We start from the raw sequence: 21906 nt of genomic DNA on the forward strand, positions 1-21906 counted from the left end.
TCGCGGCCGCTCTCAGCGCGCCTCCTCGAATCCCGCCAGCACCGACGTCAGGTTGGCGCCGAGGATGTCGGAGAGATAGCCGCCCTCCTGCACCAGCACCGTCGGCAGGCCGATGCGCGCCAGCGCCTGGCCGATGCGGCGGAAGCCCGGCGTGGTGACGGCGAGGCCGCGCAGCGGATCGTGCTCGGAGGCGTCGAGCCCGAGCGCGACGACCAGCGCGGTCGGCGCAAAGGCCTCGATCGCCCTCCGCGCCGCGTCCATCGCCTGCATGTAGCCGTCGTCGCCGGTGCCGATCGACAGGGGAATGTTGAGGTTGGCGCCCAGCCCCGGACCCGCGCCCCGCTCGTGGGCGTAGCCCCAGACATAGGGATAGTAGGCCGCGGGATCGGCGTGGATCGAGACGGTGAAGACGTCGGGCCGCTCGTAGAAGATGCCTTGCGTGCCGTTGCCGTGATGGACGTCGACGTCGAGGATCGCCACGCGCTCGTGCTTCAGCCGCAGATGCGCCGCCGCGATCGCGCTGTTGTTGAGGAAGCAGAAGCCGCCGGCAACGTCGCGAAAGGCGTGATGTCCGGGCGGACGGCACAGTGCATAGACTGCATCCTCCCCGTCCATCACGAGCTGCGCGGCGGTGGTCGCAACATCGGTCGCGGCACAGGCTGCAGCAAAGGTGCCCGGCCCGATCGGACAGCCGGTGTCGGCGGTGTGCCAGCCGAGCCTGCCCACGATGTGGGTCGGATAGGTCGCGGTGTGCCGCACCGGATGGACGTTGGCGATCATCTCGGGGCCGGCATCGCCGAGCGCCGACCAGGCGTCCCAGGCCTCGGCGAGGAACGCCAGATATTCCGGGCTGTGTATGCGCGCTCGCGGCCCCTGCCCGAAGCTCGTCGGCTCGACCAGCCGATGCTTGCCAGCCTTCAGGCCGGCGAGCAGACGGTCGGCGCGCTCCGGCTGCTCGGTCGTACGCTTGACGATGCCGCGCACCAGGAAGAATTGCGGATCATGGCTGCGATGCAGTTCGGTATAGACAGCTTTCACGAAGGCGGCTCCTTCCTCGCGAACGGCAATGTCTTGATCCCTGCGGCCGACGGATGCAAGCGGGAAGACGCGGAGGTCAGCAGCGTCCCTGCTGCAGGTAATGCTCGCGTCCCTCCCTGTCGGCGCGGAAGGATTCGATGAAGCCGCCCTGGCGCTGCGTGACGAACACCGTCTTGCCGTCGCTGCCGCCGAAGGCGAGGTTGGTCGGCTCCCGGCCCTTCAGCATCCGGTCGGAATGAAACCAGACGACCGGCTCGGCGCCGCCATTCGGGATTGCGAAGATGTTGTGTCCCCTGTAGTCGGCGGCGAACATGGTGCCGTCAGGCACAAAGCGGATCGCGCTGCCGACGCCACCCTCCGGCAGCGCGACGAACATCTCGGATGCCGCTGCGCCCGCGGGCAGCCTGCCGATCGTCCCCGCCTTGCCGAGATTGACGACGAACACTGCAGTATCCGCCCTTCATGTCGATCCGGAGCCGGGGAAAGGCGAGATCACCGCTGCCGCACAGCTCGGTCCCGATCGCGTAGCCGCTCTTGCGGACCGGCTCCGACGAGACCGGCACGGCCAGACAGGAGATCGCGGCGAGCAGCGCGATCGCGAATGCGTATCGGCTCGGGCGGTCGCGATTCTCCTTCGCGCTGAACACGACGCCTCCCCCTTCGACCGGCGGCGCATCGACAGTTTCACTCCGCCGCGGCGCCGTCCAGTCTGCGGTCACCGGCCCGTGATGGAACCGCTCATCGCGCGAGCCGCGACCAACCTCCGTAAATTCACTTACCGGGTTGGTCCGAATATTTTTCGCTCTTCTCCGGTGGTATCGAGCCGTTGCGTCCAAATCGCTTTCCACAGGAGGCGCGCATGGTCCAGGTGTTTTTCCACTGCTCCAATACCGAGGGATTTCTGGTCGATCGATACGGCGCTGCCGTGTCCAATCTGACCGAGGCGCATGAGCGCGCGTCCCAGATCATGCACACGATGATCATGGCACCCGGCACCGAGGACTGGCGCGACTGGGTGCTCCATGTCAGCGACGACGACGGCGAGGAGATTTTCGAGCTGCCGTTCACCTCCATGCTCGGCAAGCCGCATTGAGAGAACTGACATGCTGATCGCGACCCTGACCCTGCTTCGCCGTCACCTCCGCCCCGTCGTCGTTAAGTGGCAGACGCTCGTCCGGGTGGCAGGCAACCCTTATCGCCCCGAGCTGCACTACATGCGCGGCCCGGGACCGAAATGGCACGCAAAGCAGGTTTCGGCCAAGGCGACGCGCACCAGGCCGAACCCTCCGCGCTAAGGTGAAGGACGAGGCTATCGGCCCGTGAACTTCGCCTTGCGCTTCTCGACGAAGGCGTTGCGGCCCTCGAGCGCGTCGGCACTCTTCCTGATGCTGGCCTGCAACTCGATCTCGCGGCGAAACTGCGCCTCGTAGCTTGCGTGCTCGCTCTCCTCGAGCAGCGCACGGGTGGCGACCAGCGCCCGGGTCGGGCCGTCCGCCAGGCGCTGCGCCAGCCTCATAGCCTCCTCCATCAGCCGCGCGTCGTCGACGACCTTCCGCACCAGGCCCATCTGATGGGCGGCCTCGGCCGTGAGCGGCTCGTTGAGCAGCATGAGCTCCAGCGCGCGCTGGCGGCCGACCAGCCGCGGCAGCAGCCAGGTCGACCCGAGGTCGGGCACCAACCCGATGCGGCTGAACACCTGGATGAAGCTCGCCGAGCGCGCCGCCACGATCATGTCGCCGGCCATCGCGAGGCTGAAGCCGCCGCCGGCAGCAACGCCGTTGACCGCGACCACCACCGGCACGCGGCACTCGCGCAGCGCCTTGAAGGCGGGCCAGTAGAAGCGCATCACGCCGGCCGCGATGTCCTCGCCCAAGGCCTCGGAGGCCTTCAGGTTCTGGCCCGAGCAGAAGCCGCGGCCCTCGCCGGTCAGAACCAGGGCGCGAATCCCGTCGTCCCCGGTCATCGCCGCGACCGCGTCCGCGAGTGCGCCGAGCAGATCGGGCGTCATCGCATTCAGGCTCGCCGGCTCGTCCAGCATCAGGACGCCGACCGCCCCGTCGCGCGTCCGTTTCACACCAGCCATGTTCGTCTCCTCGTATGTTCTCGCCGGCGCCAATGTGCCATTGTCCGTCCGCCGCGCCAACGCGGCGCATACAATTCCGTTCAACGCAATAAGACCCGCCGCCATGCCCCATCAGTTCAGCCTCTCCCAGGACATCCGCAAGCCCGCCCGTCGCGCCAGCGGCGGCATCGTCGCCTCGCAATCGCGCCGCGCTGCCGAGATCGGCGCGGAGGTGCTGGCGGCCGGCGGCGACTGCGTCGACGCGGTGGTCGCCACCACCTTCGCGCTCAACGTGCTGGAGCCCTGGATGAGCGGCGTCGGGGGCGGCGGCGCGATGGTGCTCTATCGCGCGCGCGACAAGCGCTACGAGGTGATCGACTACGGCATGCGCGCGCCTGCGAGCCTGCGCGTGGAGGATTATCCGATCACCGGCCAGGGCGCGGCGTCCGACCTCTTCCCCTGGGCGCGGGTGAAGGACGATCGCAACCTGCATGGCCCCGGCTCGATCGCGGTGCCCGGCGTCGTCGCCGGCATGGAGGAAGCGCACCGCCGCCACGCAAAGCTGCCCTGGAAGGACCTGGTCGCCCCGGCGGCAAAACTCGCCGGCGAAGGCCTCCTGGTCGACTGGTGGACGACGCTGATGATCGCGAGCTGCGCTCTCGACTTGCGGCGCTATCCGGCGAGCGCCGAGGCGTTCCTGAAGGACGGTCTGCCGCCCAACGCGCAATGGGGCATCAAGGCCGAGACGCGGCTGCCGCAGCACAAGCTGCAGGCGACGCTGGCGCATCTGGCCGCGGCCGGACCGCGTGATTTCTACCAGGGTGATCTCGCAGCAAGCATCGCTGCCGACATCAAGCGCGACGGTGGCTCGCTGTCGGTCGAGGACCTCGCCGCCTTCCGCGCGCATCTGCGCGAGCCGCTCGCGATCCCCTATCGCGGCGGCAAGGTGTTTGCGACGCCCGAGCTGACGGCCGGGCCGACGCTGGCGCATGCGCTGCGGCTGCTGCAGCAGAAGCTGAAGCCGCAGGGCGCACCGGATGCGGCCGCCTATGTCGAATATGCGGCGGCGCTGCAGTCGGCCTATCGCGAACGGCTGCAGGACATGGGCGATGCCGACGGCAAGCGCGCGCTCGGCGCCGAGCATCTGGCGCCGTCCTGCACCACGCATTTCTCGGTGGTCGACCGCCACGGCAACATGGCGGCGGTGACGCAGACGCTGCTGTCGACCTTCGGCTCGAAATACGTGACGCCGACCTCCGGCATCGCCATGAACAACGGCATCATGTGGTTCGACCCGACGCCGGGCACGACCAACTCGCTCGCGCCGGGCAAGCGCTGCCTGACCAACTACACCCCGGTGATCGGGGAGACCGCGGACGGCCGGCGTCTTGCTGTCGGCGCATCCGGCGGACGGCGCATCCTGCCCGCGGTGACGCAGCTGCTCTCCTTCGTGATGGATTTCGGCATGGACCTCGACACGGCGATCCATCAGCCGCGGATCGACGCCAGCGAGGGAGCGATCGTGATCGGCGATGCGCGCCTGCCGGCGGAAACGCGCAAGACTCTCAGCGAGCGCTTCGACTACGAGGAGGCGCTGGTGCAGACCGCCCCGATGAAGTTCGCCTGCCCGAGCGTCGTGATGCGCGACGGCGACAGCAACTTCGGCGCAACCGAGATCTTCCAGCCCTGGGCCGACGCGGTGGCGGAGGCCTGATTTCAGCCGAACCGGCGATCGTAGCGATCGACGGCGAGCTCGCGCGTGTCGATCTCCGGCTTCTTCCCCGACAGCAGATCCGCGAGCACCCGCCCGGAGCCGCAGGCCATGGTCCAGCCGAGCGTGCCATGGCCGGTGTTGAGGTGGAGGTTGGCGTAGCGCGTCGGCCCGATCACCGGCGGGCCGTCCGGAGTCATGGGACGCAAGCCGCACCAGAACGTCGCCCTCGAGAGATCGCCGCCGCGCGGGAATAGATCGGTCAAGGAATGATCGAGCGTGGCGCGGCGCGCGGCATGGAGCCGGTCGGAATAGCCGGAGACCTCCGCCGTACCGCCGACGCGGATGCGGTCCCCCAGCCGGGTGATCGCGACCTTGTAGCTCTCGTCCATCACGGTCGACACCGGTGCGCCGTCCGCATTCCCGATCGGCACCGTGATCGAATAGCCCTTCACCGGGTAGACCGGCAGCGCGATGCCGAGCGGCGCCACGAACCGCGGCGACCAGCTTCCGAGCGCAACGACGTAGGCGTCGGCCTGCAGCGGGCCCGCGCCGGTCGCAACGCCGGTGACGCGCGAGCCGTCCGCGATCAGGCCGTCGATGGCGACGTTGAACATGAAGCGCACGCCGAGCCTTTCGGCTTCCGCTGCCAGTGCCTGCGTGAACATGTGGCAGTCGCCGGTCTCGTCCTGCGGCAGCCGCAGGCCGCCGACGAACTTGTCCTTCACGCCCGATAGCGCCGGCTCGGCGGCGATGCAGCCCGCGCGGTCGAGCACCTCGTAAGGCACGCCATACTGCTTCAGCACGGCGATATCGTCGCCGGTGTGATCGAGCTGCGCCTGCTGCCGGAACAGCTGCAGCGTGCCCTGTGCACGCTCGTCATAGCGGATGCGGATCTCGCTACGCAGGCTGCGCAGGCAATCGCGGCTATATTCCGCGATTGGAATCATCCGGCTCTTGTTGATGGCATAGCGCGCCTGCGTGCAGTTGCGCAGCATCTTCAGCAGCCAGACCCACATCGCCGGATCGAGCTTTGGCCGCACCACCAGCGGGCCGTGCTTCATCAGCAGCCATTTGATCGCCTTGACCGGTACGCCGGGGCCGGCCCAGGGCGAGGCATAGCCGGGCGAGACCTCGCCCGCGTTGGCAAACGACGTCTCCAGCGCCGGCTGCGGCTGGCGGTCGACGACCGTCACCTCATGGCCGGCGCGGGCAAGGTAGTAGGCAGAGGTGACGCCGATGACGCCGCTGCCGAGGATGAGAACCTTCACCTTAGTCACACTCCCGCGGCATCACTCTCACCGCTGCCAACATATGTCCTGGCCGCGGCAGGAGCAATTGTCAGGCCACGCGCTTGATGGCGTCCCCGAGGATCGAGACGATCTCGTCGATATGGCTCTTCTCGACGATCAGAGGCGGCGACATCGCGAACGCGTCGCCGCTGGTGCGCATGTAGAGGCCGCGATTGAAGCAGTCGACCATGACCTCATAGCCGCGGGCGCCGGCTGCATCCTTGCGCGGGGCGAGCTCGACCGCACCCATCAGGCCGACATTGCGGATGTCGATCACGTTCGGCAGGCCCTTGAGCTGGTGCAGGGCGTCACGCCAGTAGCCTGCAATCTCTGCGCCGCGCGTCAGCAAGCCTTCGTCCCTGTAGATGTCGAGCGTGGCAAGGCCGGCGGCGCAGGCGACCGGATGCGCCGAATAGGTGTAGCCGTGGAACAGCTCGATCTGGGCTTCCGGACCCGTCATGAGCGCGTCGTGCACCTTGCGGCTCGCGAACACTGCGCCGCAGGGAATGGTGCCGTTGGTGATGCCCTTGGCCGTCGTCATCAGGTCGGGCGTGACGCCAAAGTACTGTGCGGCGAACGGCGCGCCGAGCCGGCCGAAGCCGGTGATGACCTCGTCGAAGATCAGCAAGATGCCGTGCCTGTCGCAGATCTGGCGCAGCCGCTGCAGATAACCCTGCGGCGGCGGCAGCACGCCGGTCGAACCCGGCACCGGCTCGACGATGACGGCGGCGATCGTCTCTGCGCCATGCAGCGCGACCAGCCGCTCGAGATCGTCGGCGAGCTCGGCGCCGTGTGCCGGAAGGTCCCTGGCAAACGCGTTGCGCGCGAGATCGAAGGTGTGGCGGATATGGTCGACATAGGGCAGATGGACCGGAAAGCCCTTGCGGTTGTTCACCATGCCGCCGACCGACATGCCGCCGAAGCCGACGCCGTGATAGCCGCGCTCGCGGCCGATCAGGCGGGTGCGGGTCGGCTGGCCCGCGGCGCGCTGATAGGCGAGCGCGATCTTCAGCGCCGTGTCGGCCGATTCCGATCCCGAATTGGTGAAGAACACGCGGTCGAGGCCATTTGGCGCGATCTCGGCGAGGCGCTCGGCGAAATCGAACGCGAGCGGATGGCCCATCTGGAAGGTCGGCGCGAAGTCCAGCGTCATCAACTGCCGCTCGACCGCAGCGGCGATCTGCCGCCGTCCATGGCCGGCGTTGACGCACCACAGGCCCGCCGAGCCGTCGATCACCTGACGGCCGTCGACGGAGGTGTAGTACATGCCCTCGGCGGAGGCGAACAGGCGCGGCGCCTGCTTGAACTGGCGGTTGGCCGTGAACGGCATCCAGAACGAGTCGAGCTTGATGGTGTTCGGTTTCTGATGAAGGGTCACGGGCCGCGCTCCTGTGCTGATCCGCCAGCCGAACCACGGCTTCAAGGAAGCAACAAGTCCTTTTCTGTCGGACGGCAAGCCCTTGATCTCGTTGGGGCGATCGTTCCATATTTGCGCGATCCGCAACACCTGAAACAGGGATTCGGGACATGAGCGTCGACATCGGCGGACGGCTGCGATTCATCCGGGCGCGCCACAAGTTGTCGCAGCGCGAGCTCGCCAAGCGCTCCGGCGTCACCAATTCGACGATCTCGCTGATCGAATCCAACCAGATGAATCCGTCGGTCGGCGCGCTGAAGCGCATCCTCGACGGCATCCCGATGGGGCTCGCGGAGTTCTTCGCACTCGAACCGGAGAAGCGGCGCAAGATCTTCTACCGCGCCGAGGAACTGACCGAGGTCGGCAAGACGCCGATCTCCTATCGCCAGGTCGGCGACAACCTGTTCGGCCGCAGCCTGCAGATCCTGAAGGAGCGTTACGCGCCCGGCAGCGACACCGGCCGGGTGCCGTTGGTGCACGACGGCGAGGAAGGCGGCGTGGTGACCTCAGGCAAGCTCGAGGTCACCGTCGAGGACGAGCGGCGCATCCTCAACCCGGGCGACGCCTATTATTTCGAAAGCCGCCGCCCGCACCGTTTCCGCTGCGTCGGCGGCAAGCCCTGCGAAGTGATCTCCGCCTGCACGCCGCCGACGTTCTGAGAAGGCGCCGCACAATATCGGGCGAGCGGACTCAGTCGATCTCGCCATGCTGATCGTCAACCGGCTCGACGACGTCTTCGCCAGGCGTCGCCACAAGGACGGCGGCAGCGACGACGGCGCGGACGAAGCCAAGTGCAAGCGGCGGCTCGACATCTCCTCGACCGCGCGGCTGTTCCCCGCGCGCCCCTCGCCCGACATCGACAATCTGCCGGGATCGATCCGGTAGGCGGACGCGGCGGCGGATTCGCCGCACGAACCGGTGCATTCCGGAGCATTCGTGCTAGGATCATCGCTGCCGGAATTTTCCGCGCGGAGCCTGCCATGCGCATCCTGGTCGTGCTGGTCACGCTGCTGCTCGGCTTTGCCTCCGCGCATGCCGCCGACGACATCGCGGCCGCGCAAGGCGTGATCAGCGCCCAGGAGCAGGCGTTCGGCCGCGACGATGCCGCTGCCGCCTATTCCTACGCCGCGCCCGCGATCAAGCAGATATTTCCGCAAGCCGATATCTTCATGTCCATGGTGCAAGGCTCCTACGCCCCGGTCTACCGTCACAGGAGCTTCGAGTTCGGCGAGACCAGGAGCGAGGCCGGCTGGATCGGCCAGCGCGTCCACATCGTCGATGCCAATGGCGAAGCCTGGGAGGCGCTCTACACGCTCGAGCAGCAAGCCGACGGCAGCTACAAGATCACCGGCTGCACGCTGTTGAAGGCGGGGCAATCGGTCTAGGTCGCGAAGCCCGGTTCGCCGATCTTGGTCGAATTCATCCGCGCGCGGATCAGCAGCGACACCACGATCACCACGTTGAGCGCGTTCCAGGCGACGCCGTTGGCGAAGGCGGCTGCGTAGGAGCCGGTGGCGTCGAAGATCACGCCCGAGACCCAGCCGCCGAAGGACATGCCGAACACGGAAGCGAAGATCACGATGCCGACGCGCGTCGCCGCCTGGCTCGCCGGCATCGCCTCGCGCACGATGATGGCGTAGCTCGGCACGATGCCGCCCTGGAACAGGCCGAACATCGCGGAGATCAGATAGAGCGAGCTCAGGCTGTCGAAGAACAGATAGAAGAACAGCGCAAAGCCCTGCGCCAGCGATCCGATCAGGAGCGTGCGGAGGCCGCCGATCCTGTCGGCGAGGAAGCCGGAGCCGATCCGGCTGACGATGCCGCATGCCATCATCAGCGACAGCATCTCCGCGCCGCGCGCCACGCCGTAGCCGAGATCGCCGCAATAGGCGACGATGTGGACCTGCGGCATCGACATCGCCACGCAGCAGGCGATGCTGGCGATCGAAAGCAGCACGGTCAGCGTGTTGGTGGAGAGGTTGAGGTCGACCCGCGGCGGCGGAGCGCCTGCGTGATTGCGCACCTTGTCGTCGCCGATCTGGGCACGCAGTAGCAGCACCAGCAGCGCCATCACGCTGGCGCAGAAGATGCCGAGCACGATATGGGTCGTGCGCCAGCCGGCGGTCTGCACGCCGTAGTTCACGATCGGCGGCCAGATCGTGCCGGCGACGTAGTTGCCGCTCGCAACGATCGTGACGGCGAGCCCGCGATAGCGCTCGAACCAGTGCGAGGCTTCCGCCATCAGCGGCGCGAAGGTCGCCGAGGTGCCGAGCCCGATCAGGAAGTAGACCGCCACGAACTGCCACAGCTGGGTCGAAAGACCCGCGAGCACGTTGGCGACGCCGAGGAAGCCGATGCTGAGCGCCATCGCCATGACGATGCCGAAGCGGTCGGTGATCTTGCCGGTGATGACGCCGCCGAGGCCGAAGCCGAGCATGGTGAGCGTGAAGGCGAGCGAGACCGCGCCGCGGGTCGCGCCGAATTCGGCCTGCACGACCGGAATCACGACCACCACCGACCACATGCCGACGGCGCCGACCGAGCCGATCAGGAGCGCAATGACGAGCCGCACCCAGGCCTGACGGGAATCAGGGGTAAAGGAGGCCGGCTTCTGTCCGGGATGATTGGGCGCGTGCACGACGCCAACCTCTGCCCTACCGCCCTACCGGTCAACCGTCATGCCGCGATATTAGGCATGCATATGCGATGCAGTGGTGTGGTCGTGAGCATCATCCCGGGGCGATGCTCGGCATCGAGCCCGAAGTCTCGAAGCTCCGGTTCGGCGCTCCCAGCCGCCCCCGAAAACGACGAGTTGCCTCCCCCGTCCCCCGTTAACCCTTTGCTAACCATACACCGGGCAAAAATTGCCGGGTGAAGTCGAGTGTCGTCGGCCGCGTAAAACGGGAGGAGACCCCCCGTGGACGCCAGTGCGGTGCCTCACTTTCGAAACGGCGGCCCATCGGCCGCCGCGCAGACGTTTGGCGCGCGCGGGCGGCAATCGCGGGGGGGAGCAGCAACCATGGTCGACGTCACCGCGGGTCACGGCATGGGCGGCCCCAAACCCGGCATCCCCTCCCTCGCCGAGATCGGCAACTTCCTCAGGCGCGGCGACATTGCGCTCGCGATCGGCATCCTCACCATTCTGGTGGTGCTGATCCTGCCCTTGCCTTCGCTGGTCCTCGACCTCTTCCTGGCGATCTCGATCACGCTCTCGATCCTGATCCTGATGACGTCGCTGTTCATCCAGGCACCGCTCGAGTTCTCCGCCTTCCCGACCATCCTGCTCATCTCGACGATGCTCCGGCTGTCGCTCAACCTCGCCTCCACCCGCCTGATCCTGTCGCACGGACACGAGGGCACCGACGCTGCCGGCCACGTCATCGAGGCCTTCGGCAGCTTCGTGATGGGCGGCAATTTCGTGATCGGCATCATCGTCTTCGCCATCCTGATCATCGTCAACTTCGTCGTCATCACCAAGGGTTCGGGCCGCATCGCCGAAGTCGCCGCGCGCTTCCACCTCGACGCCATGCCGGGCAAGCAGATGGCGATCGACGCCGACCTGTCCGCCGGGCTGATCGACGAAAAGGTCGCCAAGGAGCGGCGCAAGGCGCTGGAGGACGAGAGCGGCTTCTTCGGCGCCATGGACGGCGCCTCCAAATTCGTCCGCGGCGACGCCATCGCGGGCCTCCTGATCGTGTTCATCAACGTCGTCGGCGGCATGATCATCGGCGTCGCGCAGCAGGGCCTCTCCTTTGCCGATGCCGGCCGTAGCTATACCCTGCTCACCGTCGGCGACGGCCTCGTCACGCAGGTGCCGGCGCTGATCGTCTCGACCGCGGCGGGCTTGCTCGTCTCCAAGGCCGGCGTCTCCGGCGCCGCCGACAAGGCGCTGATGAAGCAGTTCTCAGGCTATCCGCAGGCGCTCGCGATGTCGTCTGGCGTCATGATCGTGCTGGCGCTGCTGCCGGGCATCCCGACCATCCCCTTCTTCGCGCTCGGAGCCGGCGCCGGCGCGCTGGCCTGGACGGCGCGCAACCGCAAGCAGGTCGCGGCCAGGGCGGCGGAAGCCGCCACGGCGGCGCCCGCGCCCGGAACGCCCGGTGCGGCGGCGGCCGCGGCCGAAGAGCCGATCTCGGCCGCCCTCAAGATCGACGACCTCAAGATCGAACTCGGCTATGCGCTGCTGCCGCTCGTCAACGGCCCCGACGGCACCGACCGCCTCACCGAGCAGATCAAGGCCCTGCGCAAGTCGCTCGCCATCGAGATGGGCTTCGTGATGCCGGCGGTGCGTATCCTCGACAACGTCCAGCTCGAGGCCAACACCTACGTCATCAAGATCAAGGAGGTCGACGCCGGCACCGGCAAGATCTGGCCGAGCCAGTTCATGGTGATGGACCCCGCCGGCAACCAGGTACAGGTGCCCGGCATCCACACCACCGAGCCGACCTTCGGCCTGCCGGCAACCTGGATCGACGCGAGCCTGAAGGAGGAGGCTTCGCTCAAGGGCTACACCGTGGTCGACGCCGCCACCGTGCTGTCGACCCACCTGACCGAGCTGCTCAAGACCAACATGTCCGACCTCTTGTCCTACGGCGAGGTACAGAAGCTGCTGAAGGAACTGCCGAAGGAGCAGAGCGAACTGGTCAAGGACATCGTGCCGGCGCAGATCACCGTCTCCGGCATCCAGCGCGTGCTGCAGCTTCTGCTCGCCGAGCGCATCTCGATCCGCGACCTCTCGACCATCCTGGAGGGCATCGCCGACGCGCTTGCCTTCTCGCGTAATCCCGCCACCCTGGTCGAGCACGTCCGCGCCCGCCTGGCGCGCCAGATCTGCGCGCAGAACACCTCCTTCAACGGCTATCTTCCGCTGATCGCGCTGTCGGCAAGATGGGAGCAGGCCTTCGCCGAATCCCTGATCGGCCAGGGCGAGGAGCGCAGCCTCGCGATGCAGCCCTCGAAACTGTCGGAGTTCATGACCGGGGTGCGCGAGGCGTTCGAACGCGCCGCCCGCGAGGGTGAAGCGCCGGTGCTGGTCACCTCTGCGGCAATTCGTCCCTTCGTCCGCTCGCTGGTGGAGCGATTCCGTGCCCAGACCACCGTGCTGTCGCAGGCGGAAATCCATCCGCGCGCACGGTTGAAAACGGTCGGAAGCATCTGATTTGCTTGAAAAATGACCTGTGCTTTTTCGCAACAGGCAATCTCTTTTTGCATTTTCGCGCCCCGAGCGGCGTGACGGCCGGGAACCGTCGCGCCTAAGACAACACGCTGAAACACCTGAATAAATATTCAGAAACGCGCCGTTTCGATCGCGCTCCTTCACGTCTGTTCACGCCCTTGTGATCGCCCCTTGGGAACGAATCTCCCCAATACTAGGTTGTTGGGCACCGAGGGCGTGAACCTCGCTCCCAAAGCGGGAGACTACTTTCGGGAGACGCGGCAGGAGGCTTCCATGAACCACTCGATCTACAGCGCGGATCGCGCGACCCATCTGAAGATTGTGGTCGTCGCCCTCGTTGCCGGCATCGTGGTGGCGGGCTTCGGCATCACGGCGCGCATGGGCTCGGATGAAGGCCTGACCCAGACCGCCCGCGTCATCAAGGCCGGCCAGCCGGTCGCAATCACGAGTTCGAGCGCCTCGCTCGTACGCTAAGGAGATTTCACGGAATTCACGCGGCTCTTTACCAGCCCCCCAAAGTCGCCACGTGGATATGTAGACGACCCCAACCCCAAGTCGACTACTGAAAGCGCCCGCCCCCCACGGGCGCTTTCGCATTTTTGGGAGCGCGCACGCCACCTACGGCCCCAGCGTCCGTGCGACGCGCACGCTCATGTAGTCCATGCGGTTGGGCGGGCCGGACCACATTCGCGCGGCGGAGCGGCGGGTCTGCAGCGACCGGCTCAGGGCGCCACCGCGCAGGACGTGGCCCTTGCAATCGCCCGCCGTCCAGGCCGAGCCGTCGCTCGGCGCGCCGACGTAATTGTCGTGCCAGCAATCCTCGACCCAGTCGTAGACCGCGCCATGGACCTCCAGCAGCCCGAACGGATTGGCGAGCGGCACCGTCGGCGGCATCGCCGCGACCGTGGAGATGCCGATGTCGGCGACGAGATTCGCGGCGGCGGCATCGGCCTCGTGCGGATCGGCGACGTCGCCCCACCAGAAGGCGGTGGTGGTGCCGGCGCGGGCGGCATATTCGCGCTCGGCCTCGCTCAGAAGCCGGTACGGCCTGCCCGTCGCGTGCGAGAGCCATCGCACGTAGTCCCCCGCCTCGTCCCAGAGAATGCCGGTGACGGAATCGCGCTCGCGGCCCGCGATGATCGGAACGCGATGGGCGCAACCTTTCGCCGCCACGCAGGCTTGCCATTCCTCCGACGTCACCGGCGAGCGTCCGGCCGCGAAATGCTGCAGGCTCACCCGATGACGCGGCCGCTCGTCCTCGGTGCTGCCCGCCTCGCTTGCGTCGGCGCCCATCATGAACACGCCGTCGGGGACCACGACCATCTCCGGGCAGCGTACGCATTCACGGAAACGATCCCTGGGCCGCAGCGCCGTCTCCTCGGCACGAGAGAGCGGCCTGGCAAGCCGCAGCTCCAGCGTCTGGGCACGCCCGTCCTTCCGCGCCAGACTGGTGGGAGTGACCTGCGGCACCGTTTGCGCCGACGCGGACGGCGCCGGGGCGAAATTGAGCATCAGCGATGCAATCAGGGCAAAAGGCCGGGATGAAATACCGCCCATGGCACCCTCCTGGTCACGTCGGTGTGACCATCAAATGACTTTTCAAGAAATGAGCTTGGTTGAAGCCGCGCAAATGACGCGGTGGGCTATCTGTCGGTCTCCCAAAATCTCGAATGGTTCAATGCGCCGCAAGACTCTTCGCGGGTTTCCGCGGCAACAAGACGTTCTCGATTTCAGCTATCGCGCGAACACGCGCGATCTTCAATCCGCGCTTGCGCAACTCGCACCCATGGTGCGCGCGACATGCGCCGACAATTCACGCCTCGCGCAGATCCGACGGCGTCGCGCTGAAGCGCTTGCGAAAGGCGCGATTGAAGTAGGAGAGATCGGCAAACCCTGCGGAGTGCGCGATGTCGCTGATCTTGCGCGCGCGACCGCGCGGATCCTGCAGCAGCTTGCGCGCGAGCAGCAGACGCTGCTCCAGCACGAATTCGGTGAAGGTCGTGCCGGCCTGCTCGAACAGCCGCTGCGCCTGGCGCGGGCTCAGCCCGCAGCGCGAGGCGATCTCGGACAGGCTGAGCTCGTTGCGGCCGAGATTGGTCATGACGTCGCCGCGCATGAGGCCGAGCCTTGCCGCAGCCTGGCCGCGGCCGCGCGCGAGCGCGCCCGCATCGGCGTCGGTGCCGAGCAGGAGGCCGACGAGATCGACCATGTGCTGCGCGGTGAGGCGCTGGCCGACCGCATCGAGATGCGGCGCGAGGTCGGCGGCGAGTGCGTGATAGCGCGTGATGGTTTCGGCGACGGTGCCGTCGGACAGGACCTGCGACAGCCGCTCCTCCGCGCGCGGGTTGATGTCGAGCAGCGCCCTGCGCGGCATGCGAATGGTGGTGAAGCGGTCTTGCTCGGTGTGGCCGACGGTACCTGCGACGGCCATGTCGGCGAGCACCATCTGCGACGGCTCGAGCTCGATCGTCCGCCCGTCCTGCTCGACTTCGACGCGCCCCGATTGCGCCGATATCAGCACGAGGTCGTCGCAGCCGTCGCTCAACGCCTCGCGCCTGCGCGAGAACCGCGCCGAGGCTCCTTCGGGAATGGCCAGCGCGATGTTGCCGACCAGACTGATCTGCAGGCGCGACTCGATGGTCTCGCCCCGGCTCGGACCGACGTCGAGCCCGCATCGGCCGCAGGTGCGCTCGCGCCATTGCTCAAAGGCGGGACCGAGCGGCAGTCCCGCATAGTGGTGAATGAAGATCGCCGGCGCCTTCGCAGGATCCATGATGCCACTCGCCCCTCTCCGCCGCCGCGAATAGCGGCGCCGTCAAACCGATTGCGCGCATTTGACGTGGCGAGCCGCCGGTCGGTTCAAAGGGAGATTGTCGTTGCGCGACGACGAGGCGGACTGGAGCGATGGCGTATTGGCGCAGCGCTCCCTTGGTCGTCTCGACGAAGGCCGGGACGACGAAGCGGCCCGTTCGTTGCGCTACTTCTTGGCTGGCTGCGCCGGTGCCTGCGGCGGGGACGGCGGCACGGTCTCGATCAGCTTGCCCGAAAACACCGGCGACGAGGTCGGCTGGCCGTTCGGCGAGCCGCCGACCTGCTCGACGGTGACGGCGTAGGTCGCGGCGTTGACGACCTCGGCGTCGAAGGAGGCAAGCACCGGGCGCGCGGTGAAATCGCCGGCGCCGATCACGCCGAGCGAGCGCGGACGCGGCAGCTTGTCGGAAATCAGCCAGAGCTCAAAGCTCTTGCCGGGCTCCGGCGTGGCGCCCACCTTGCGCACCGTGAAATTCCGCGTCGCGCCGTCGACGGTGAGGATAAAGGCGGGCCCGCCGCCCTGGCCCTGCAACAGCGCGACATATTGCGCGGACGGCGCGAGCGGAGCCGACGGCGTCTTCACTTCCACGGTCTGGATGCGCGGCGCCGGGCGCAACGCACCGGGCAGCGCATCGGGCGCGTAGACCTCGAGCGCCAGCATCGCCGCCAGCGCGGCTGCGAGCGCACCGACGGCGGAGGCGACGTTGCGCCAGCGCTTCACGCCGCCTTCCAGACGGATGACGTTGCCGGTGTCGACGACGGGGTCCGCGGCGACCACGACCTCGGGCTCGGCCGGCGGTGCAGGCGGCGGCTCCGGCAGCACCAGCGGCTCCTGCGGGGCTGCGGCCTGCCCGATCGCGCTCCTGACGTTCTCCCACACGATCGGCCGCGGCTCGACCGAGCCCACCATCTGGTTGAGCGCGCCGAGGCGAAATTCCCAAGCCTGGACGATGGCGGTGAACTCCTTGTCCACCGCCATCATGGTCTCGACCTGCGCGCGCTCGTCGGCGTCGAGCGTGCCGAGCGCGTATTCCGCGGCAAGCGCGATATGGTCCTCAGTATAGGCCATCAGCTACAGTCCAAGGCACTCCCGGATGTCCATCATGCTGCGCCGGAGCCAGGTCTTCACCGTGTTGACTGGCGCGGAAAACTTCTCCGCCAGCTGCTCGCGGCTCCAGCCGTTGTAGTAGGCCAGCAGCACCAGCTTCTGCCGGTCCGGCTCGAGCCGGCCGACGCATTCCAGGAGCCGCTTCAATTCCTCCGTCATTTCCCGGCGCGCCAGCGGGTCGGGGCTTTCGGCCGCGACGTCCATTGCCGACGGCTCTTCCTCGATCGAAGCCTCGGTCTTCCTGCGCACCAGATCGATCGCGCGGTTGCGCGCAATCGACGCCATCCACGTGATCGGCGACGACAGGGCCGGGTTGAACTGGCCGGCGCCGTTCCAGATCTTGACGTAGGTCTCCTGAATGACCTCCTCGGCGAGATCCTGTCGACGCAAGATACGGAGCACGACGCCATAGAGTTTCGCGCGCGTGGCGCCGTAGAGACGCTCGAACGCCGCCTCATCGCCCTTCGCTACCGCCGCGATCAGCCAGACTAGCTCTGCCGGCGTCAGCATTCAGCGTCCCCCAAACTCGCGATCTCCCCGTCGCTCGCCCGCAAAGGCCTGGAACCCTGCTGCCACCATAGCGCGCGGCAAAGCCCGCCACCAAGGGGCCCAAGGGAGCGCCGGGCCCACATTGTGGACATTACATGCGAAAACCCGGACCGCTGGGATCCGGGTTTCTGCAAATTCGTCGCGTCTGGACCGATGGCGCCGCCGTCAGGCGATGGCGCCCATGCGGGCGCGCATCAAGCCGATGCTGTCGAGATCGGCCTGCTCGCGGGCGTTCTCCTCGGCGCGCTCGCGGGCCTGGTCGCGCTCGTCGAGCAACTCGACCTTCTTCATCTCCTCGAAGGCTTCCGCCAATGCCGCCTTGGCGTCCTCGAGCTGTCCCCTCAGCTCGTCGGCCGAGCGGGTCAGGTTCTCGCGGCGCTGGATCGCGGCCTTGGCGTAGGTCGGATAGGCGAAATGCGAGGGATCGTTGATCCCGGCGCGTTCCTGCTCGGTCAGGATCTCGCGCTCGAGGTCGGCCGACATCCGCTGGAAATCGGCGATCATGCTCTCGATCTGGCTGACCCTTCGGCGCTTCTCGTCGACCTGAAATTTCTTCAGGCGAATGAGCGTATCACGTGACTTCATCGACTCGTACTCCCCAGAAGTCCCCTGGCTCCACGCGGGACAGCGCCGGTCTCCCCGAAGGCCCCAACCGGCATATTCAATGTGTGCGGCGGATGATGGCCTGACAAAGTTAGCGTTCCGTTTCCAAATTGGTCAGGATTTGCGCCAACTGGCGGTATCCGTCCGCCAGGCTCGCGCTTTCGTCCTTGCCCTGGCGCAGGAAGGCCTCCAGCGGCTCGTGCAGCCGGATCGCCTCGTCGACCTCGGGGCTGGAGCCCGCCCGGTAGGCGCCAAGCCGGATCAATTCCTCCATGTCGTTATAGGTCGCCATCACCTGCCGCGCCCGCTGGATGGTCGGCCAGAACGCCGGATCGGCCGATTTCGGCATCGTGCGGGAGACCGATTTGAGGATGTTGATGGCGGGGTAGCGGCCGCGCTCGGCGATCGCCCGCTCCATGACGATGTGGCCGTCGAGGATGCCGCGAACGGCGTCGGCGATCGGCTCGTTGTGGTCGTCGCCGTCGACCAGCACGGTGAAGACCGCGGTGATGGCGCCAAGGCCCATCCCCGGGCCCGCCCGCTCCAACAGTTTCGGCAGCTCGGTGAAGACGGTCGGCGTGTAGCCCTTGGCGGTCGGCGGCTCGCCGGCGGACAGCCCGATCTCGCGCTGCGCCATGGCAAAGCGCGTCACCGAGTCCATCAGGCACAGCACGTCCTTGTCCTCGTCGCGGAAGTATTCGGCGATCGCGAGCGTGAGATATGCGGCCTGGCGGCGCATCAGCGCCGGTTCGTCGGAGGTCGCCACCACCACGACGGAGCGCGCCAGACCCTCTTCGCCGAGGTCGTCCTGGAGGAATTCCTGCACCTCGCGGCCGCGTTCGCCGACCAGGCCGATGACGCTGACGTCGGCATCGACGTTGCGCGCGAGCATCGACAGCAGCACCGACTTGCCGACGCCGGAGCCGGCGAAGATGCCCATGCGCTGGCCGCGGCAGCAGGTGAGGAAGGTGTTGAGCGCGCGCACGCCGAGATCGAGCGGGCTGCCCACGCGCATCCTCGAATGCGCCGGCGGCGGCGTGTTGCGGAACGGCATCGGCGAAGCGCCCTGCGGCAGCGGCCCCCTGCCGTCGATCGGCTCGCCGAGCGCGTTGACGACGCGGCCGAGCCAGGCCGCGCAGGGCCGCACCTGATTGGCGGCGTTGGCGATGATCGCCTTGCAGCCGCGGCGCACGCCCTCGAGGCCGGCGAACGGCATCACGACGGCGTTGTTGCCGGAGAAGCCGATCACCTCGCAGGGGATCGCGCGGTTCGCACCGGTCTCGATCACGAGCCGCGCACCCACCGACATGGCGTGGATGGGACCCGCGACCTCGACCATCAGGCCGCGCACGCCCACGACGCGGCCGTAGATGTTGATGCCGTCGATGTCGCCGATCTGCTCGGCAAGAGCCTTCATGATCCGGCCTTCATGATTCGGCCATCATGACGAAAACCTTAAGTTTCGCCACATTTCTGAATGCCGCTTAACTTCGTGTTTACCCGCATCATTAATCATTGCGTCACTGTCTTTGGTGACTGGCGAATTGCGCTTCAGAAGAAGGGCGAGTCGCGGGAGTCGGTTAGGCCCGTCTCTTAAAGTGGAGCTTGAATCGTAACGGGTGGCAAAAGCTGCTTCTGCGCAACATCTTAGGGCGATTCGACAAAAATTGCACCGGGAGGTCTTGCGTTCCAGAATCAGACTTTGTTAACCATGTGACGTCAGGATCCGAATCAGTTGTTCAAAGGCGTTTGTTGTGTGCCGCGAATGCGGCCGACCTGACGCCCGGAGCGGCGACTATGGGGAAACTGGCATGCGCGTTTTGCTGATTGAAGATGACAGCGCCGTCGCGCAGTCGATCGAACTGATGTTGAAGTCAGAAAGCTTCAACGTTTACACGACCGACCTCGGGGAAGAAGGCGTCGATCTCGGCAAGCTATACGACTACGACATCATCCTTCTGGACCTCAACCTGCCCGACATGTCCGGCTACGACGTGCTCAAGCAGCTTCGGGTCTCCAAGATCAAGACACCGATTCTGATCCTCTCCGGCCTCGCCGGCATCGAGGACAAGGTCAAGGGCCTCGGCGTCGGCGCCGACGACTACATGACCAAGCCCTTCCACAAGGACGAGCTGGTGGCCCGCATCCACGCGATCGTGCGCCGCTCCAAGGGCCACGCCCAGTCGGTCATCCAGACCGGCGACCTCGTCGTCAATCTCGACACCAAGACGGTGGAAGTCGGCGGCCAGCGCGTGCATCTGACCGGCAAGGAATACCAGATGCTGGAGCTGCTCTCGCTCCGCAAGGGCACCACGCTCACCAAGGAAATGTTCCTCAACCACCTCTATGGCGGCATGGACGAGCCGGAGCTGAAGATCATCGACGTCTTCATCTGCAAGCTGCGCAAGAAGCTCGCCAACGCCTCCGAGGGCCGCAACTTCATCGAGACCGTGTGGGGCCGCGGCTACGTGCTGCGCGAGCCGCACGAGGCCGACGAGCGCATCCCCGCCTGAGCTTCCTTCCGTCGCGAGCTCCCGGTCGGGGCTCGTTCCTCCCAGCCTGGACCCCGCCGCAAATGGCGGGGTTTTTGTTTTTGTATCCTTGCTCCCCCGCCTGCGGGCGCCTTCGGGAAGGGGTCGAGCGAATTCACGGCGGCGACTTCATCCCGTCCTAAGGATTGAACCGCTATCCTGTCCCTGTCGACGAATGCTCGCCGCACCCTCCGGGGAGAACGATGATCCTGCAATCGCTTGCCGGCCTGCCCGCCTTCCTGGTCTATTTCTGCACCGGGCTGGTCGCGATCGTGACCTACCTGTTCGTCTACACCCGCATCACTCCGCACAACGAATTCCAGCTCATCCGCGACAATGATCCCGCCGCCGCGATCGCGCTGGGGCTGAGCCTCGTCGGCTTCGTGGCACCGCTGGTCAGCGCCATCGCGCATGCGGCCAACGTGCTGGACTGCCTGATCTGGAGTTTCGTCGCGCTGGTCGTCCAGGTCATCGTGTTCTACCTGGTGAAGGTGCCGGTGCCGAACCTGTCGGCGCGGATCGCCGCGGGCGAACTCGCGCCCGCGATCTGGCTGGGGCTCGCCTCGCTCGCCGCGGGCCTCCTGAATGCCGCCTGCATGATCGTCTGACCATGGACGAGAACCGCCCCATCAAGGAGTTCGGCAGGCGCCGGCCGGCGCCCCCGGCCCTGCCCGCCAAGGAGCCGGTCAAGCGCTCCGGCCACGTCGCGCTGCTGGTGATGGGCACGATCGCGGTCGGCACCACGGCCTACACGCTGGTGCCGCGCCAGGCTTGCGACCCGGCTTCCCCCGGCATGGCCGCGCCGGGGCAGCCCTCCGTCGCCTGCAGCAGCCGCGGCTCTTCGAGCGGCGGCGGAAGCGGCGTCCATTGGTCGTCGCGATCGAGCTTCTTCAGCGGCGACTCCGCGAGCCACACGTCGTCGGGGTCCTCCGACAGCGGCTCGGGCGGCGTCACGCGCGGCGGCTTCGGCTCCTTCGCACACGCCTTCGGCTTCTCCGGCCACGGCTGACCTGTCCGCGTTGAGACAGGTCAAATCCGGAACGACGACCGATCTGTATCGTGCAAGCTCGACGACGCGCCCGCACGGGCGACGAAGATCGAGGTGCATCGATGCGTATCATGATGACGTCGGCTCTCGCGCTGCTTGCGGTGCTATCCATGTGCATCGCCGCGCAAGCCGCGCCCTGCCCGTTTCCGCAGGTGCGGGTCTGCGAGCCGCAGCCCAATCCCCCGGTGCGCCCGCCGATGTGCCGCTGCGAAAATCCAAAGGGCAGCGCGACCTGGGGCGGCAAGGCCGAGGTTCACAAGAAGAACGTGCCGACGGTGAAGCCGAACAAGTCGTTTGGCACCACCGACTGAAAGCGACTGCACGAAAACCCGAAGCGCGATTGGCGAAAGCGCCATCGTACTCCGTTTGATTCGAGGGTCGCGCGCGCCGCTACCGCAGCTTCTTCGTCGTCACCGGCCGCGGCGGCTCCGGCTGCGGGTTCAGCCAGTTGCCGCCCGGGACGGGCTTCTTGCCCGACATCGGCGGCTCGGGCTGCGGGTTCAGCCAATTCGTCTGGGGCTGCTCGATCTTCTTGCGCTTGGTCTTTTTCGCGGCCACGG

General features: G+C 67.0%; 23 protein-coding genes and 1 pseudogene. 12 read left to right on the plus strand and 12 right to left on the minus strand.

Annotated elements, in window-relative coordinates; translation table 11 throughout:
* Positions 1-12: 12 nt before the first annotated feature.
* A complete protein-coding gene (locus KGM94_RS03745) occupies positions 13-1038 on the minus strand; it encodes a histone deacetylase family protein (RefSeq protein ID WP_300255128.1) in 1026 nt (341 codons plus the stop codon).
* Between the two features lie 76 nt (positions 1039-1114).
* Positions 1115-1483: pseudogene (locus KGM94_RS03750) on the minus strand (hypothetical protein); the annotation flags it as partial.
* A 414-nt stretch (positions 1484-1897) separates the two neighbouring features.
* Between KGM94_RS03750 and KGM94_RS03755 the strand changes: the two are divergent.
* On the plus strand, positions 1898-2131 hold the full coding sequence (locus KGM94_RS03755; RefSeq protein ID WP_300255129.1) for a hypothetical protein: 234 nt from the start codon (positions 1898-1900) through the stop codon (positions 2129-2131).
* A 10-nt stretch (positions 2132-2141) separates the two neighbouring features.
* Complete coding sequence (locus tag KGM94_RS03760; protein WP_300255130.1) at positions 2142-2333, plus strand: hypothetical protein; 192 nt, start codon at positions 2142-2144, stop codon at positions 2331-2333.
* 14 nt (positions 2334-2347) lie between these two features.
* Here the strand turns inward: KGM94_RS03760 and KGM94_RS03765 are convergent, their stop codons facing one another.
* On the minus strand, positions 2348-3121 hold the full coding sequence (locus KGM94_RS03765; protein ID WP_300255131.1) for an enoyl-CoA hydratase-related protein: 774 nt from the start codon (positions 3119-3121) through the stop codon (positions 2348-2350).
* Between the two features lie 103 nt (positions 3122-3224).
* Between KGM94_RS03765 and KGM94_RS03770 the strand changes: the two genes are divergently transcribed.
* Complete coding sequence (locus tag KGM94_RS03770) at positions 3225-4814, plus strand: gamma-glutamyltransferase (protein WP_300255133.1); 1590 nt, start codon at positions 3225-3227, stop codon at positions 4812-4814.
* Between the two features lie 2 nt (positions 4815-4816).
* On the opposite strand, the gene KGM94_RS03775 is transcribed toward KGM94_RS03770, so the two are convergent.
* Positions 4817-6082, minus strand: coding sequence for a D-amino acid dehydrogenase (locus KGM94_RS03775; RefSeq protein ID WP_300255135.1), 1266 nt, complete (start codon positions 6080-6082; stop codon positions 4817-4819).
* Positions 6083-6152: 70 nt separating this feature from the next.
* Entirely contained in the window at positions 6153-7481 is a 1329-nt protein-coding gene (locus KGM94_RS03780) for an aspartate aminotransferase family protein (protein WP_300255137.1), read from the minus strand.
* Between the two features lie 149 nt (positions 7482-7630).
* Between KGM94_RS03780 and KGM94_RS03785 the strand changes: the two genes are divergently transcribed.
* The 3 genes from KGM94_RS03785 to KGM94_RS03795 all read left to right on the plus strand — a co-directional run bounded on the left by KGM94_RS03785 (position 7631) and on the right by KGM94_RS03795 (position 8905).
* Positions 7631-8179, plus strand: a complete 549-nt coding sequence (locus KGM94_RS03785) for a cupin domain-containing protein (RefSeq protein WP_300255139.1) — start codon at positions 7631-7633, stop codon at positions 8177-8179.
* 46 nt (positions 8180-8225) lie between these two features.
* A complete protein-coding gene (locus tag KGM94_RS03790) occupies positions 8226-8405 on the plus strand; it encodes a hypothetical protein (protein WP_300255140.1) in 180 nt (59 codons plus the stop codon).
* Between the two features lie 95 nt (positions 8406-8500).
* On the plus strand, positions 8501-8905 hold the full coding sequence (locus KGM94_RS03795; protein WP_300255142.1) for a DUF4864 domain-containing protein: 405 nt from the start codon (positions 8501-8503) through the stop codon (positions 8903-8905).
* On the opposite strand, the gene KGM94_RS03800 is transcribed toward KGM94_RS03795, so the two are convergent.
* The gene (locus KGM94_RS03800; RefSeq protein ID WP_300255144.1) at positions 8902-10158 is read right to left on the minus strand and encodes an MFS transporter; all 1257 of its coding nucleotides are present in this window, start codon (positions 10156-10158) and stop codon (positions 8902-8904) included. The genes KGM94_RS03795 and KGM94_RS03800 overlap by 4 nt on opposite strands.
* Positions 10159-10539: 381 nt before the next feature.
* On the opposite strand from KGM94_RS03800, the gene flhA reads away from it, so the two are divergent.
* Both flhA and KGM94_RS03810 read left to right on the plus strand, forming a co-directional pair.
* Entirely contained in the window at positions 10540-12678 is a 2139-nt protein-coding gene (flhA, locus tag KGM94_RS03805) for a flagellar biosynthesis protein FlhA (protein WP_300255146.1), read from the plus strand.
* A gap of 291 nt (positions 12679-12969) precedes the next feature.
* Positions 12970-13170 carry a hypothetical protein gene (locus tag KGM94_RS03810; protein ID WP_300255148.1) on the plus strand — a complete coding sequence of 67 codons (201 nt, stop codon included), beginning with the start codon at positions 12970-12972 and terminating at the stop codon, positions 13168-13170.
* 144 nt (positions 13171-13314) lie between these two features.
* Here the strand turns inward: KGM94_RS03810 and KGM94_RS03815 are convergent, their stop codons facing one another.
* The 6 genes from KGM94_RS03815 to fliI all read right to left on the minus strand — a co-directional run bounded on the left by KGM94_RS03815 (position 13315) and on the right by fliI (position 19184).
* Positions 13315-14253 carry a formylglycine-generating enzyme family protein gene (locus tag KGM94_RS03815; protein WP_300255150.1) on the minus strand — a complete coding sequence of 313 codons (939 nt, stop codon included), beginning with the start codon at positions 14251-14253 and terminating at the stop codon, positions 13315-13317.
* 256 nt (positions 14254-14509) lie between these two features.
* On the minus strand, positions 14510-15469 hold the full coding sequence (locus tag KGM94_RS03820) for an AraC family transcriptional regulator (protein ID WP_300255152.1): 960 nt from the start codon (positions 15467-15469) through the stop codon (positions 14510-14512).
* A 204-nt stretch (positions 15470-15673) separates the two neighbouring features.
* Positions 15674-16576 (minus strand): anti-sigma factor, encoded by a 903-nt coding sequence (locus tag KGM94_RS03825; protein ID WP_300255154.1) that lies wholly within the window; start codon positions 16574-16576, stop codon positions 15674-15676.
* A gap of 3 nt (positions 16577-16579) precedes the next feature.
* Positions 16580-17125 (minus strand): sigma-70 family RNA polymerase sigma factor, encoded by a 546-nt coding sequence (locus KGM94_RS03830; RefSeq protein ID WP_300255156.1) that lies wholly within the window; start codon positions 17123-17125, stop codon positions 16580-16582.
* 204 nt (positions 17126-17329) lie between these two features.
* Complete coding sequence (fliJ, locus tag KGM94_RS03835; RefSeq protein ID WP_300255158.1) at positions 17330-17749, minus strand: flagellar export protein FliJ; 420 nt, start codon at positions 17747-17749, stop codon at positions 17330-17332.
* 109 nt (positions 17750-17858) lie between these two features.
* On the minus strand, positions 17859-19184 hold the full coding sequence (fliI, locus tag KGM94_RS03840) for a flagellar protein export ATPase FliI (RefSeq protein ID WP_300255160.1): 1326 nt from the start codon (positions 19182-19184) through the stop codon (positions 17859-17861).
* 394 nt (positions 19185-19578) lie between these two features.
* Between fliI and ctrA the strand changes: the two genes are divergently transcribed.
* From ctrA to KGM94_RS03860, 4 genes are all read left to right on the plus strand, one after another.
* On the plus strand, positions 19579-20280 hold the full coding sequence (gene ctrA, locus KGM94_RS03845) for a response regulator transcription factor CtrA (RefSeq protein WP_016848562.1): 702 nt from the start codon (positions 19579-19581) through the stop codon (positions 20278-20280).
* Positions 20281-20501: 221 nt separating this feature from the next.
* Positions 20502-20906: a DUF350 domain-containing protein gene (locus KGM94_RS03850; protein ID WP_300255162.1), complete on the plus strand. Its 405-nt coding sequence runs from the start codon at positions 20502-20504 to the stop codon at positions 20904-20906.
* A 2-nt stretch (positions 20907-20908) separates the two neighbouring features.
* Positions 20909-21307, plus strand: coding sequence for a hypothetical protein (locus KGM94_RS03855; protein ID WP_300255164.1), 399 nt, complete (start codon positions 20909-20911; stop codon positions 21305-21307).
* A gap of 110 nt (positions 21308-21417) precedes the next feature.
* Positions 21418-21657, plus strand: coding sequence for a hypothetical protein (locus tag KGM94_RS03860; RefSeq protein WP_300255166.1), 240 nt, complete (start codon positions 21418-21420; stop codon positions 21655-21657).
* The last annotated feature ends 249 nt before the right edge of the window (positions 21658-21906 follow it).

It is taken from the genome of Bradyrhizobium sp. (assembly GCF_028868675.1).
Lineage (GTDB): Bacteria > Pseudomonadota > Alphaproteobacteria > Rhizobiales > Xanthobacteraceae > Bradyrhizobium.